At 65.5% G+C, this 13,627-nt stretch carries 11 protein-coding genes and 4 pseudogenes; 13 read left to right on the forward strand and 2 right to left on the reverse strand.

Annotated elements, in window-relative coordinates:
* Positions 1-79 precede the first annotated feature (79 nt).
* The 13 genes and pseudogenes from VKI00_RS16305 to VKI00_RS16365 all read left to right on the forward strand — a co-directional run.
* The gene (locus tag VKI00_RS16305; RefSeq protein ID WP_324439104.1) at positions 80-1,015 is read left to right on the forward strand and encodes an SDR family NAD(P)-dependent oxidoreductase; all 936 of its coding nucleotides are present in this window, start codon (positions 80-82) and stop codon (positions 1,013-1,015) included.
* A complete protein-coding gene (locus VKI00_RS16310; RefSeq protein ID WP_324439106.1) occupies positions 1,008-2,189 on the forward strand; it encodes a CoA transferase in 1,182 nt (393 codons plus the stop codon). Before VKI00_RS16305 ends, VKI00_RS16310 begins: the two co-directional genes overlap by 8 nt.
* A 20-nt stretch (positions 2,190-2,209) precedes the next feature.
* A complete protein-coding gene (locus VKI00_RS16315) occupies positions 2,210-3,346 on the forward strand; it encodes an acyl-CoA dehydrogenase family protein (protein WP_324439131.1) in 1,137 nt (378 codons plus the stop codon).
* Positions 3,343-4,260 (forward strand): acyl-CoA dehydrogenase family protein, encoded by a 918-nt coding sequence (locus tag VKI00_RS16320; protein WP_324439108.1) that lies wholly within the window; start codon positions 3,343-3,345, stop codon positions 4,258-4,260. The genes VKI00_RS16315 and VKI00_RS16320 overlap by 4 nt, the downstream gene beginning before the upstream one ends.
* On the forward strand, positions 4,257-4,451 hold the full coding sequence (locus VKI00_RS16325; protein WP_324439110.1) for a hypothetical protein: 195 nt from the start codon (positions 4,257-4,259) through the stop codon (positions 4,449-4,451). The genes VKI00_RS16320 and VKI00_RS16325 overlap by 4 nt, the downstream gene beginning before the upstream one ends.
* Positions 4,448-5,647: an acyl-CoA dehydrogenase family protein gene (locus VKI00_RS16330; protein ID WP_324439112.1), complete on the forward strand. Its 1,200-nt coding sequence runs from the start codon at positions 4,448-4,450 to the stop codon at positions 5,645-5,647. Before VKI00_RS16325 ends, VKI00_RS16330 begins: the two co-directional genes overlap by 4 nt.
* Positions 5,647-6,744: an acyl-CoA dehydrogenase gene (locus tag VKI00_RS16335; RefSeq protein ID WP_324439114.1), complete on the forward strand. Its 1,098-nt coding sequence runs from the start codon at positions 5,647-5,649 to the stop codon at positions 6,742-6,744. The genes VKI00_RS16330 and VKI00_RS16335 overlap by 1 nt, the downstream gene beginning before the upstream one ends.
* A 1-nt stretch (position 6,745) precedes the next feature.
* Positions 6,746-8,452: a thiamine pyrophosphate-binding protein gene (locus VKI00_RS16340; protein WP_324439116.1), complete on the forward strand. Its 1,707-nt coding sequence runs from the start codon at positions 6,746-6,748 to the stop codon at positions 8,450-8,452.
* A gap of 14 nt (positions 8,453-8,466) precedes the next feature.
* Positions 8,467-9,903, forward strand: a complete 1,437-nt coding sequence (locus VKI00_RS16345; RefSeq protein ID WP_324439118.1) for an aldehyde dehydrogenase family protein — start codon at positions 8,467-8,469, stop codon at positions 9,901-9,903.
* Positions 9,904-10,084: 181 nt separating this feature from the next.
* Positions 10,085-10,708, forward strand: a complete 624-nt coding sequence (locus VKI00_RS16350; protein WP_324439120.1) for a CGNR zinc finger domain-containing protein — start codon at positions 10,085-10,087, stop codon at positions 10,706-10,708.
* 153 nt (positions 10,709-10,861) lie between these two features.
* A pseudogene (locus VKI00_RS16355) lies at positions 10,862-11,077 on the forward strand (antibiotic biosynthesis monooxygenase family protein); the annotation flags it as partial.
* 99 nt (positions 11,078-11,176) lie between these two features.
* Positions 11,177-11,287: pseudogene (locus tag VKI00_RS16360) on the forward strand (adenylate/guanylate cyclase domain-containing protein); the annotation flags it as partial.
* A gap of 123 nt (positions 11,288-11,410) precedes the next feature.
* Positions 11,411-11,920, forward strand: a pseudogene (locus VKI00_RS16365) (adenylate/guanylate cyclase domain-containing protein); the annotation flags it as partial.
* 395 nt (positions 11,921-12,315) lie between these two features.
* Here the strand turns inward: VKI00_RS16365 and VKI00_RS16370 are convergent.
* Both VKI00_RS16370 and VKI00_RS16375 read right to left on the reverse strand, forming a co-directional pair.
* Positions 12,316-13,215, reverse strand: a complete 900-nt coding sequence (locus VKI00_RS16370) for a sensor domain-containing protein (RefSeq protein ID WP_324439122.1) — start codon at positions 13,213-13,215, stop codon at positions 12,316-12,318.
* A 159-nt stretch (positions 13,216-13,374) separates the two neighbouring features.
* Positions 13,375-13,627, reverse strand: a pseudogene (locus VKI00_RS16375) (formate/nitrite transporter family protein); the annotation flags it as partial.

Raw genomic sequence — 13,627 nt, forward strand, 5'->3', positions numbered from 1 at the left:
AACCGCGCGCCTTGCCACGCGGTCTCTGCTCAGTGGCAACCATGCCGGCGAAACATTCGCTTGAGCGCGGGAATCACCAATGGGTGAACTGAGATTCGATGATCGCGTCGCCGTCGTCACCGGCGCCGGAAGGGGGCTGGGCCGCAGCTACGCCCTGTTACTCGCCTCGCGCGGGGCGAAAGTTGTCGTCAATGATCCCGGCGGCGGCCTGACGGGGGAAGGTGTCGACGCCGGTCCTGCAGAAGAGGTAGTGGCGGAAATCCGGGCCGCTGGAGGCGCAGCCGTCCCGTGCACCGAGTCGGTGGCGACGCCAGCGGGTGGTGAGGCGATCATCCAGTCAGCCATCGACGCGTACGGCCGGATCGACATCCTCGTCCACAACGCCGGCAATGTCCGGCGTGGGTCGTTGAAAGACATGGCCTGTGACGACTTCGAAAACGTGCTCGACGTCCATCTTCGGGGCGGCTTCCATGTCGTACGAGCCGCCTTCCCCCTCATGTGCCGGGCACGGTACGGCCGGATCGTGCTGACTTCGTCCATTGGCGGGCTCTACGGAAATCGCGGCGTCGTGAACTACGCCGTCGCAAAGGCGGGCATCATCGGCCTGTCCAATGTCGTTGCGCTGGAAGGCGTTGCTGACGGCGTGAAGTGCAACGTCATCATCCCCGGGGCGGTGACCAGAATGGCGGAGGGCCTTGACACGTCGACGTATCCCCCGATGGGCGCTGAGCTGGTCGCGCCCGTGGTCGGCTGGCTTGCTCATGAAACCTGCTCGATCACCGGCGAGATGCTCGTCGCCATCGCCGGCCGGGTCGCCAAGGCCGTCGTTGCCGAAACACCTGGCATTTACCGGCCGTCATGGACGATCGAGGAGGTGGGCGAACAGATCGACGCGATCCGTGACACCGCCGGGCCGCTGGTCTTTCCGGTTGTTCCCGACGGCCATAACGAACACATCCGCTACAGCTTCGAAATGGCCAGAGGCGCAACCCAAAAAGGAGCACTTCATGGGTAGCAACGGGACTGGCCCGCTGAGCGGCGTGCGGGTCGTCGATCTCACCGCAATGGTGATGGGGCCGTACTGCACCCAGATCATGGCCGACATGGGCGCCGACGTGATCAAGATCGAGCCGCCCGAAGGCGACAACACCCGGTATATCTCAGTCGGCCCTGCGCCGGGGATGAGCGGCGTCTTCGTGAATGTGAACCGCGGCAAACGCAGCGTCGTTCTCGATCTGCGGTCCGAAGCCGGTAATACCGCGCTGCGCAGACTCATTGAAACCGCCGACGTCTTCATCCACTCGATGCGGTCCAAGGCGATCACCAAGCTCGGCTTCAGCTACGACGAGGTCGCCGCGATCAACCCGGCGATCATCTACACGAACTGCTACGGATACGGACGGCGTGGACCTGACCGAGACCGTCCCGCATACGACGACACCATCCAGGCCGAATGCGGATTACCGGCAGTGCAGGAACAGCTGACCGGCGAAGCGAACTATGTCGGCACGATCCTGGCCGACAAGGTCGCCGGATTGACGGCGCTCTACGCCACGATGATGGCGCTGTTCCACCGCGAGCGCACCGGCGAAGGGCAAGAAGTCGAGGTCAGCATGTTCGAAACCATGGCGTCATTCATCTTGGTCGAGCATGCCAACGGCGCCATGTTCGATCCTCCGCTCGGTCCGGCCGTCTATCCTCGGACGGTGGCCCCCAACCGCCGGCCTTACCGCACCAGCGACGGTTACATCGCCGCACTGATCTACAACGACAAGCACTGGTCGGCGTTCATCGACGCCGTGCGGCCGCCGTGGGCCAGCGACCTGTACGCCACACTCGAGCGGCGAGCACGCCAGATCGACACCGTGTATGGACTTGTGGCCCAAACGATGAAAGAGCGTACGACCGACGAATGGCTGGCGCTGTTCCGCGGGCTCGAGATACCCGCTGCCGCCATCAACACACCCGATGCGCTGTTCGACAATCCCCATTTGAATGCGGTTGGCCTGTTCGAGACCGTGCAAACGCCCCATGGCCCCGTGCGATTTCCTGGCGTTCCGACCTGGTTCTCCCGCACACCGGGCCGGGTCGCCGGCCCCGCCCCCGAGTTGGGTGCCGACACAGAAGGGGTGCTCGAGGAGCTTGGACTGACTGTCGCGGACGCCGAACCGGTGCTGGGCTCTGGATAGGAGCGATCGTGGATTTCGAGATGGGGGCAAAGGCAACGCAACTGCGCGGCGAGCTGCGGGAGTTGGTGCGCTCGCATGTGCCCGAGGGCTTTCTCGGAGCGTTCACGGATGATCCCGCCGATTTGGAAGTGGCACAGCGGTTCTGCCGGTTGCTTGCCGAGCGCGGCCTGCTGTGTCTGTCGTGGCCGAAGGAGTTCGGCGGCGGCGGAGCGTCGGTGTGGGAACAAACGGTCGTGCGCGAGGAGATGTGGGCGCACCACGAGCCGCGCGGCGCGCAATATATGGGAGTCAACTGGGTCGGGCCCACATTGATGCGCTATGGCACCCCCGACCAGCGGCGCAAGCACCTGCCGCTGATCGCGCGCGGCGAGGTGATCTGGTGCCAGGGCTTTTCCGAGCCGGAGGCCGGCTCGGATCTCGCGTCGTTGCGGACGGCGGCGCGACGCGACGGTGACGGCTGGCGGATCAGCGGGCAGAAGATCTGGACGTCCTACGCGACGATGGCGCAGTGGTGCTTCCTGCTCGCCCGAACCTCCAAGGGGGAGAAGAAACAACACGGCCTGACGATCTTCCTGGTGCCCATGGACGATCCGGCGATCCGGGTCAGGCCGATCCGAGCCATGTTGGGTCCGCATCACCTCAATGAGGTGTTCTTCGACGGCCTGAAGGTCACCGAGGCAGACGTTCTTGGCCAGGTGGACGGGGGCTGGTCGATAGTCGCCGACGTGCTGTCCTTCGAACGCGTCGGCATCGCGCGCTATGCCCGCTGTGAACGGTTGCTTTCCGCCGCGCCGGCCGTGCTCGGCGACCGGTGGGAAGATCTGCCCGCGGAACTGCGGGGACGGTGGGCCCGAATGCTGACGCACTGCCGGCGCGCGCGGCTGCTCGCCTACCGGGTGGTGGGGCTGCAGAGCGCGGGGCGGGTGCAACCGGCCGATGCGGCGGGCTACCGGATCGCCGTGACGAAGCTGGACCAGGACAGCGCGGAAGTGCTGATGGAGATCATCGCGGTGGTACCGCGCGGCGATGCGGAAACTGAGTATTTCCGTGCCGAAGTCGAAGATCACTGGCGCTATTCGCAGGCATCGACCGTCGCCTCGGGCAGCATTGAAATGCAACGCATCCTGCTGTCGCGGGCGCTGCTGGCGGCGTCATGATTCTCGAGCTGGGCGATGAAGCCAAAGAGTTCGGACGGGAGGCCCTTCGCGCGTTCGGGAGCGCCGGTGGCGATCAGTTGGCGCAGCAGGCCGGAGCCAAGCCCGACGCCCGTGAGGCGCTCGTCGCGCCGGTACTGGCCGGTCTGGGCGCCTGGGAGCTGGACACCCGCACCGATCCTGATGCCCTCGAGGCCGCCGCCGCATTGTGCCGCAGTGCGGGGTACTGGGCGCTGCCATACCCGGTGGCCGAGCGCCTGGCGCGGCCGACCGATCTCGACGTCGACGGCCTGATCGTGGTCGCGAACGGCACGCCCGAAGCTGCTGTCGCGGGCCTTGACAACCGCTGGGCCACAGTGAGCCTGGACGGTAGTCGCAGTAAGGTGGTTGGTAACTCCCCCACCGGGACGGCCTTCGTGGCCGCATTGACGCTGTCCGAGATCGACGACAACGGAGCCGGCGATGTCGCGCTCGGACTGGTGTTGCCGTGCTGGACCCTGCTGGGCATGCTCGATCGCGCCCTGGAACTGACCATCGCGCACGTGCGCCTGCGCAAGCAGTTCGGTCAGCCGCTCTCGTCGTTCCAGGGTGTCCAGTTCCAGTTGACCGATGCCGAAGTCGAGCGCAGCGGTGTTGACATGCTTGCGAAATACGCCCTGTGGAGTGTCGGGACCGCGCGCGACGATGCGCTCGACGATGCACTGGCGCTCCGGCTGGCCGCGATCGAGGCGGCCGAAGTCGTGTTCCGGGTGTGTCACCAATTACACGGTGCGGTCGGATTCTGTGACGAAACCACGCTGTCGTGGCTGTCGCGCTACAGCCAACCGCTGCGACGACTGCCGCTCGGGCTGTCGGCCACGCGGGACACGTTGACCCGCCAGGTGGGTCGACACGGGCTTACGGGACTCTTCGGATGAAATGCGACCTTCCCGACGAGCTGACCGTCGACGCCGACGGCCCGGTTCTCACGGTGACCCTGAACCGGTATTTGTCGCAAGTGCTCGGTGGGCCGCCGCAGCCAGGCTTCGCGGCGGAGCGAGTCATGATGCAGACGGAGGAGCATCGGCAAAGACTTCTTGAGTTCCAGACGAAGTCGAAACGGACATGACGTCGGCGGATGAGCTCGGACAGTTCCGTGCCACCGTGCGAGCCTGGTGCGAGGAGCATATTCCCGCGGACTGGCGTCACTCGCAAACCGGCGTCGGCGACGACACGTTCGTGAGTTTCCAGAAGTGGTGGTTCGCCGAGCTGCACAGGGCGGGATTCGCCGTTCCGCACTGGCCACGTGAATGGGGCGGCGGGATGACGGTCGCCGAGCAGATCGTCTTGTACCAGGAACTGGCCGCACACGATGCACCCCGGCTGGTGCTGGCCTTCGTCGGAATTCACCATGCCGCAGCGACACTGCTCGCCGCGGGTACCGAAGAGCAGCGTCGGCGACACCTCCCGGCGATCCTTGACGGCGAAATCTGGGTGCAGGGTTTCTCTGAGCCGGAGGCGGGGTCGGATTTGGCATCCTTGCGGACGTCAGCCCGCAAGGACGGCGACTCGTACATCGTCACCGGCCAGAAGCTCTGGGCGAGCGGCGGCATGCACGCCGACTGGTGCCTGCTGCTGGCCCGCACCGATCCGGATGCGCCTAAGCGCAAGGGCATTTCGTATTTCCTGCTCGACATGACAACACCGGGCGTCGACGTGCGGCCGATCCGTAATGCCATCGGCGACTCGCACTTCTGTGAGATCTTCCTCGATGACGTGGCGATCCCGGCGACGAACCTGGTCGGAGCGGTGAACCAGGGATGGCAGGTGGCTCAGGCAACGTTGGGCGCCGAGCGTGGCCTGACCATGCTTGAACTGGCGGAGCGCCTTGGCAATGCGGGGTTCCGGTGGCTGCTGCAATCGTGCGGTCGATCGCAGCGGGACGGACGACGCTTGATCGAGGATGCGATGGTGCAGGAGCGGTTGGCGCAGTTCGAGATCGAGATCAGCGGCCTGCGGGGGCTTTGTCGGAAATTGGCCGAAGACACCGATGCCGGCAAGGCCGGGCCGGCCGACGCCTCGATCGTGAAGCTGTACTACAGCGAGTTGCTGCAGAGAATGATGGATTTCGGCGCGCAGATCGGTGGACTTGCCGCTCACACCCAATTAACCAAACCGATGTCCAGCGGCTGGGAGTCCGGCGCGTGGGTGATCGACTTCATCTCCTCATGGGAATGGACGATTCCCGGCGGGGCCAGTGAGATCCAGCGCACCATCATCGGCGAGCGTGGCCTCGGCCTACCGCGAGAACCGGCGGCGATCTGATGGCGCAGGGGTACGAAGACATCCACGACGAACTCAGGTCCGTGGCGGGCGATGTGTTGACGAAGGATCGTCCCGCCGAGACCGAGATCGGGTGGTCCCTACTGACCCGCGCTGGATGGGTGGGGCTCGAGGCACCCGAAAACGTCGAGGGCGCGGGTGCAACGTTCCGAGAGGTGGCGGTCATCCTCGAGGAGATGGGTCGTGCCGCCACCCGAAGCTCCTATCTTGGGGGCGCCGTTCTGGGCGTCGGCACGCTGAATCAACTGGGGGCGAACGCTTGCCGGGACGATCTCCTCAAGGACGTGGTGACCGGAGCCGTGACGATTGCGGTGGCACTTGGCGCCGACGCCGACATCGGCGCGGTCGCGGTGCCGTTCACAATCGACGAGTCGGCAGGTGGTTTGCGCGTGCACGGCCGCGCCGATTTCGTGCCGGATGCCGACGCCGCGACGCGGATACTGCTCCTCGCCGACGAGCCGTCCGGAACACCGGTGATCGTCAGCGTCGCGGCGCAATCCCCCGGACTGACCATCACCCGAGAGCCGGTGCTCGATGAAACTCGTCGGTTCGCCGCCGTGATTGCCGACGGCGTAGCGATCGACGAATCGGCGGTGTGGCGGTTCGGCGGCGAACCGCGCGCGCATGTTCGTCGCCTGCTCGATCGGGCGGCGGTCGCCGTTGCCTGCGACAGCCTGGGGCTCAGCGAGGCGATGCTCTCCGCGACGGTGTCGTACGCGTCGACGCGTCATCAGTTCGGTCGGCCAATCGGTTCATTCCAGGCCGTCAAGCATGCCTGCGCCGACATGCTCGTGCAGATTTCGGTCTCCTGCCAGCTCGTCAGCGCCGCAGTCGAAGCCATCGCCGAAGACCGATCCGATGCCAATGTCGCTGCCGCGATGGCCAAGTCGTATGCCTGCAGCGCTGCGGTTGATGTCGTCGGCAAGGCCATGCAGTTACACGGCGGCATCGGATATACCTGGGAAAGCGGCATTCACGTGTATCTCAAACGCGCCGCGTTGAATCGTTCGATCTTCGGTTCGCCCGCGACGCACCGAAAACAACTCGCTCAACGGTACCTATCAGAATCAGGAGTTTGACATGGGCGTACCTGTTTACCAACGCATTCTGGAACTCTTCGAGGCCGAGGGCGTCAACACGCTCTTCGGTATCCCGGACCCGAATTTCGTCCACATGTTCCTGGAGGCGGAGAAGCGCGGCTGGACGGTGGTGGCGCCGCATCATGAGGAAAGCGCCGGCTTCATGGCAGAGGCGGCTTCGCGGATGACGGGCAAGCCGGGGCTGTGCATCGGCACGCTTGGCCCCGGCGTCGCCAACCTTGCCGGCGCGATGATGTGCGCCAAGGTCGAAAACTCGCCGATCATCTACCTCGGCGGCCAGCGGGCACGCATCACCGAACGGCGCGTGCGGCGCGGGCGCATTCAGTTCGTCCGCCAGGAAGCGCTGTTCGCGCCGTCGGTAAAGTACAGCGCGTCGATCGAATATGCCGATCAGACCGACGAAATCGTCCGGGAGGCAATCCGGCGCGCGATGTCGGGAACCCCGGGCCCCGCCTACATCGAGTACCCCGCGCATGTGCTCCTCGAAGAACTGGATGTGCCGGCGCCGGTCGAACCCAGCAGCTATCGTCTTGTCAACCAGGGTGCGGGCGCGCGGGAGATTGCCGAAGCGGCAACGCTGATCCGCGAGGCGAACAGTCCGATCCTGTTGGTCGGCCACGGCGTGCACACCTCGCGCACCGCAGACTCCGTCAAGGCGCTGGCTGAGCTGATGCAATGCCCAGTGATCCAAACATCGGGCGGCACGTCGTTCATCCCCGGGCTCCAGGAGCGCACCTTCCCGTACGGCTTCTCGTCCGCGGCCGTGGAAGCGGTCGTCACGTCGGACCTGTGCATCGCGCTGGGCACCGAACTCGGCGAGCCGGTCCACTATGGCAGGACCCGGCACTGGGCCGAGAACGACTCAACCCGCAAGTGGATCTATGTCGAACAGGACCCGGCGGCGATCGGTGTGAACCGGCCGGTCGACGTGGCGTTGGTGGGAGACCTGCGTGGTGTCGTGCCGCAACTCGTCGAAGCGCTCAAAGACAGTCCCCGTTCGCCCTCGGCTGATCTTGAACGCTGGATCAAGGAGGACGCCGACCAGCTGGCCCAATTGGCGGAGACAGCACCCAGCGGTACGGCGCGCGTCCATCCCGCCCGGTTCGTGGTGGAGGCGACCAAGGCGTTCCCCGCGGACGGCATCATGGTGCGCGACGGCGGCGCGACCGTCATCTTCCAGTGGACCTATTCTCAGGCGAAGCCGCGCGACGTCATCTGGAACCAAAACTTCGGCCACCTCGGCACGGGCTTGCCCTATGCAGTCGGTGCTTCCGTCGCCGACGGCGGCAAGCGGCCCGTCATGCTGCTGACGAGCGACTCGTCATTCCTGTTCCACATCGCCGAACTGGAGACCGCCGCGCGTCAGAAACTGCCGCTGGTGTGCGTCGTGGGCGTCGACCACCAGTGGGGACTCGAAGTCGGTGTCTATAAACGCACGTTCGGTGCAGGGTCTGCGGAAACCGGCGTGCACTGGAGCAACAATGTGCGCTTCGACAAGATCGCCGAGGGCCTCGGCTGCCATGGCGAATATGTCGAACGGGAAGAAGAGATCGGTCCGGCGATCAAGCGCGCCTACGCCAGCGGCAGGACCGCTGTCATCCATGTCTGCATCGATCCGAAAGCGAACTCGGAGGAAATGCCCAACTACGGCGAATTCAGGACCTGGTACGCCGAAGGCACACAGTAAGCGGAGGTTATGTGATGCGTGAATACCTCAAGATCTACATCGACGGCCGGTGGGTCGATCCGGTGGAGCCGAGAACTCTCGATGTCGAAAACCCAGCTACCGAACAGGTTTCCGGCAAGATCTCGCTGGGTTCGGCAGCGGACGTCGACAAGGCGGTCAAAGCGGCACGAAGGGCATTCGCGAGTTGGTCGCAGAGCGGCCGGGAGGAGCGCTTGGACCTGCTGCAGGCGATTCTTGCCGAATACGAGCGGCGCGCCGGTGACCTCGCCGAGGCGGTGACCGAGGAGATGGGCGCGCCGGCCTCGCTGGCGTCGGGCCCGCAGGTCGGCCTCGGCCTCGGCCACCTGTCGACGGCCATCGACGTGCTGAAGAATTTCAACTTCGAAGAACAGCACGGGGCAACGCTGGTGGTGAAGGAGCCGGTCGGCGTCTGCGCCCTGATCACGCCCTGGAACTGGCCGCTCAATCAGATCGCCGTGAAAGTCTTTCCGGCATTGGCGACCGGCTGCACCGTGGTCCTGAAGCCGTCGGAGCTCGCGCCGTACTCGGCCCAGATACTCACCGAGATCGTTCACGCCGCCGGCGCGCCGGCCGGCGTCTACAACCTCGTGTACGGCGACGGTCCGACCGTGGGCGTGACTCTTTCGACCCATCCCGACATCGACATGGTCTCCTTCACCGGTTCGACTCGAGCCGGCGTCGACATAGCGAAGAATGCCGCTCCCACCGTCAAGCGGGTGACGCAGGAGCTGGGCGGCAAGAGCGCGAACATCATCCTCGATGATTCGGATTTCGCCAAGAACGTCGGCGCCGGCGTGGCCACCATGATGAGCAATTCTGGTCAGAGCTGCAGCGCGCCGTCGCGCATGCTCGTGCCGAACAGCCGCGTCGACGAAGCTATCGCCGTCGCACGGGCGGCCGCCGAACAAGTGACTGTAGGAGATCCCAACGGGGAGGTCGCCATCGGGCCCGTGGTTTCGAAGGCACAGTTCGACAAGATCCAGCGCCTCATCCAGAAAGGCATCGACGAGGGCGCCACCCTGATCACGGGCGGCACCGGCCGGCCGGACGGACTGGAGACAGGCTATTACGTCAAGCCGACGGTCTTTGCCGACGTCACCAACGACATGATTATCGCCCGAGAGGAGATCTTCGGGCCGGTACTGTGCATGCTGGGTTATGACGACATCGATCAGGCCGTCGAGATAGCCAACGACAGCGAATATGGTCTGGCCGGCTATGTTGCGTCGGCCGACCTGGAAAAGGCACGTGCCGTGGCCCGCAGGATTCGCGCGGGCTGGGTGGCGATCAACGATGCCTTCGACTTCCACGCGCCATTCGGCGGCTATAAACGCAGCGGCAATGGCCGCGAGTGGAGCGAATTCGGCTTCCACGAATATCTGGAAATCAAGGGCATTCTCGGCTATGCACCCGACAGCGCCGTTCAATAGGCGTCGCTGCGGCTCGTCGAAAGCACAATCGTTCGGGCCTCTTAGCGCAGCGGCCTCAACGCGCCGTTTCCACAGCGATTGGCATCAACAGGCTGGTCGAGCTCAGGATTCACGGCGACAGAATCTACGCCCCAGTCGCGGCACATCAGCGCAACGCAGCGAGCACGAGAAAGGCACGGACATGAAACAGCAGTCGAAACTCGGCCCGTCGGTGGGCAGAGCATCTCAATCCCGCGACCCGGGGTCGTTGTGCCCGGCAACCGAGCGCTATGGGTTCCGGCCCGCACCGGGCGGACTGGCGCTGGTGCGAGAGTTTCTCAATACCAGGACCAGTGCCCAACACGGACCGGACCTGCTCGGCGACGGGGCTCGCGCCCAATCGTGGGCCGCACACGTCGCACCGGCTTGGTCGGCGCTGCGAGGGACAAACATCAGTCCACCCACGCTGACGAACCACGATGCGGCCAGACTCAGGGACTTACGCGATACCCTCGACGGCCTGCTCACCGGGCACGTGGTGGGGCAGCGCCACGTTGTCGGGGCCGTCGAGCTCGCGCTTGACGACCGCGGCGACATCTGCACGATGCCGACCGGCCACGGATGGCGCTGGTTTTCCAGTGCGATCTGGAGTGAGGTTCTGCTGAGTCAGCACGCCGGGACATGGCAGCGACTCAAACAATGTCGAAACCCAGCGTGCCGGTCAACCTTCTACGACCGCTCCTGGAACAACAGCGCAGTTTGGGACAACGCGAGGACATGCGGCCCGCAAATGACGAATCAAGGCGCCAATTTGCTCGGCATATAGCGCGCCGCCGGGGAGGCTTTCAGCCAGGCTGCAAAGCCGGCGCCGATTCAGGCCAGCCCTCACCGCATCACGAGTCAGGAAGGCGTAGTCTGTCAGCTTCGTAGCGAAACGGTGGACATCGGTCGAGATTGGAGCGTTGTGGCGGGGCCGGTCGTGTTGATCAACGTTTTTGAGGTGCCTGCCGCCGAGGCGGACGAGTTCATCCGGGCGTGGGGAAAAACCCGGGACTATCTGAAGCAATACCCGGGCCATCTCGACACAGCGCTACACCAGGCGATCGCGGACTCAGCCGACTTCCAGTTCGTCAACATCGCGCACTGGCGTAGCGCTGAGGAATTCAACGAGGCGATCGCGAGCGCGGGCTTTCAAGAAGCGGCGGCCGACCTGCGCTGGACCTTCCACCCGTCCCTCTACAACATCGTGCGTACCGCACACGCAGGGTGGGAGACCCTGTTGACCGCCTCCCCCGCGGTCAAAAGGGCGCTGGAGACCGCAAACCTGGTCCGCAACGAGGGATTCGGCGCCGCGGTGCGCAGCTCTATCGAGGAACTGGCGGACTGGGCCGAGGTCGAGCGGCCCGATCTGGCCCGGCTCACCTCGGATTGGGCGAAGGTCGCCGATCTGGCCCGGCACACCTCGGAGTGGGCCAAGGTCGAGCGGCCCGATCTGGCCCGGCTCACTTGGGACTGGGCCAAGGTCGCCGATCTGGCCCGGCTCACCCCGGACGGCAACGTGGTGATCCTGTTCTCCGACATCGAGGAGTCGACCGCGCTGAACGAGCGGATGGGTGACCGCGCGTGGGTGAAGCTGATCGAGCGACACGACAAACTGATCCGGAAGTTAGTCAACGATCACTCCGGTCACGTCGTCAAGAGCCAGGGTGACGGGTTCATGGTCGCCTTCGCGCACCCGGATGAGGCCGTGCGCTGCAGCATCGCCGTCCAGCGCGCGCTCAGTGGCGGCGTGAACCGCACGCGCAACGGGAACGTTCGCGTGCGCATTGGCATCCATATGGGCAAGTCCGTGCGCCGCGGTGAGGACCTGTTGGGGCGCAACGTCGCGATGGCCGCCCGCGTGGCGACCGAGGCCCATGGCGGCGAGATCCTGGTGAGCGAGTCGGTGCACGACGCCGTCGGTGACGACTTCGCGTTCGGAGCGGTTCGCGAAGTCGAGTTGAAGGGATTCAGCGGCACCCACCGCGTCTACCCGGTCGAGCTGGCGGCTGGCGGTTGGCCCGGGGCAGGCAGCGCACCCGGGGTCGGTGGGCCGGCGACGTCGTTGAGGGGGCCGGGCGCGGGCGGCCCATCGGCCGGCGGCGCCGCATCGGGACCGGGACACCCCAGCACGGGTTGTGGTGTCATTGATAGGTAAAACGGATTGCAGTCACTGCCGGAGGACGCGTCCGCCTGGGCCGCCAGGCCCACCGCGCACCCTCCGATGATGGCGCCGGCGAAGGCGATCCTGGCCACCTGGATCGCTGAAGTAATGAGGGCCGTGCGCTGCGGCTCAGTCATAAGTGGGTGCCGTTCTCTCCTGTATGGGCCGCTATCCCGGCTTGCGGCGAGCGTAGCGCGTCGTTCACGGTCACGTCGCCCCATGGGCCCGACTCAGGAGTCCGGCGGAATCGGCATCTGGTAGGCCGTGAAAGGCAGCCCGGACCATGTGACCGCTGCCGCCTGATACGTGTCATGTCCCACCTTGGCGGCGATTTGGTGTGCGATCGCCGCCGCCGCCGGGTCGGTGGGGTTCACACTGCACGTTTCCACGTCGACCGCGACGTTACGGGCAACGGTCAGCGCCCGCTGGCAGATCCAATCTACGTTGTCTGCCAGGGTTTTCGCCCCTGACAGGGTGCCGTCGGCCGTCAATGCCGGCTCGGCGTTCCAGGCCACGTCCTCGCCGGCTTCCCGCACAGTGAAGGGCTGCTCGGCGCAGGCCGGCCAGCTGCGTGTCGATGCGCTGAAAAAGTCCGCGGCCTCATGTGCGGAGCCGAAACCCACGACCGCCTCAACGGCCAGGTGCTCCGAGTGGGGGAGTGCGCCGGGTTCACTGAGCTGTTGAGCGCGAAGGGCGGTCCATCCGCTACCGGCATAGACCTTGCCCTGCGCGGGGCTCGATATTGCCAGGCAATCCTCGTCGCCGTCGTCGATCTCATCGCCCGACGGTGTGTCGGTGCTGTGGTCGATGGTCATGCCGGTGGCGCCCAGCGCGGCGTTGATCTCCGATGGGCTGAGCAGCAGTCCGTCGAGCGGGGTCATCGCGCCGCGAGACGGCGGTGCGGGGCTGCTCGCCACAGCGGCGGTGTCCACGCTTGAGGCCGCACCGCCGAAAGCGAGGAAGCAGACACCGACGGCGGCAGCGGCGAGCAGCCGATGGGTGCGCCCGTCATCGGGCCCCGGCAGAAAGCGCGGCGTTGCCGGCGGCAGGAAAGGTGCCACCGTTGATCCAACCGCGGCGGCGGCAGATCGCAGCGCTGCTGCTGCTCTTGGCGGCAGACGCCGGCTCATGGCTCCCATTGCGTTGCTGATCATATGGGCCGCGACTGGGCGCGTCCTGTTTCGCGGTTCGACGGTGATCTGACACACGCAGTTCCAGACAGGGACCATGCATCCATGACGAGCCCGGTGTTCCGGTACCCGGCCTGAACCCCCGGCAACACGTGGCGCTCAGGAACCGCGAGCCTCTTTCACCTTGTGCGGGAGCTGCAGTAGCCGCAACAGGGTCACCAGCGCCAACCCTCCCACCATGTTTCCGGCGATGGCCAGGGCGACCATCCCTCCCCAGTCGGCGTAGCCGAACGGCGCGCCGGCGACGAGAGCCGCGAAGCACACCAGCGATGCAACGATCGCGTGGTTGATGTGCCCGATCGACAGGATCGTGCCGACGATGACCGCCGGGACCAGTCGCACGCCGTCCGAT

It is taken from the genome of Mycobacterium sp. (genome assembly GCF_035314665.1).
In the GTDB taxonomy this organism is placed as follows: Bacteria; Actinomycetota; Actinomycetes; order Mycobacteriales; family Mycobacteriaceae; genus Mycobacterium.

Coding starts and splice junctions, on each gene's coding strand:
- VKI00_RS16305 (WP_324439104.1), top strand. CDS start 80: ATGGGTGAACTGAGATTCGATGATCGCGTCGCCGTCGTCACCGGCGCC.
- VKI00_RS16310 (WP_324439106.1), top strand. CDS start 1,008: ATGGGTAGCAACGGGACTGGCCCGCTGAGCGGCGTGCGGGTCGTCGAT.
- VKI00_RS16315 (WP_324439131.1), top strand. CDS start 2,210: ATGGGGGCAAAGGCAACGCAACTGCGCGGCGAGCTGCGGGAGTTGGTG.
- VKI00_RS16320 (WP_324439108.1), top strand. CDS start 3,343: ATGATTCTCGAGCTGGGCGATGAAGCCAAAGAGTTCGGACGGGAGGCC.
- VKI00_RS16325 (WP_324439110.1), top strand. CDS start 4,257: ATGAAATGCGACCTTCCCGACGAGCTGACCGTCGACGCCGACGGCCCG.
- VKI00_RS16330 (WP_324439112.1), top strand. CDS start 4,448: ATGACGTCGGCGGATGAGCTCGGACAGTTCCGTGCCACCGTGCGAGCC.
- VKI00_RS16335 (WP_324439114.1), top strand. CDS start 5,647: ATGGCGCAGGGGTACGAAGACATCCACGACGAACTCAGGTCCGTGGCG.
- VKI00_RS16340 (WP_324439116.1), top strand. CDS start 6,746: ATGGGCGTACCTGTTTACCAACGCATTCTGGAACTCTTCGAGGCCGAG.
- VKI00_RS16345 (WP_324439118.1), top strand. CDS start 8,467: ATGCGTGAATACCTCAAGATCTACATCGACGGCCGGTGGGTCGATCCG.
- VKI00_RS16350 (WP_324439120.1), top strand. CDS start 10,085: ATGAAACAGCAGTCGAAACTCGGCCCGTCGGTGGGCAGAGCATCTCAA.
- VKI00_RS16370 (WP_324439122.1), bottom strand. CDS start 13,215: ATGAGCCGGCGTCTGCCGCCAAGAGCAGCAGCAGCGCTGCGATCTGCC.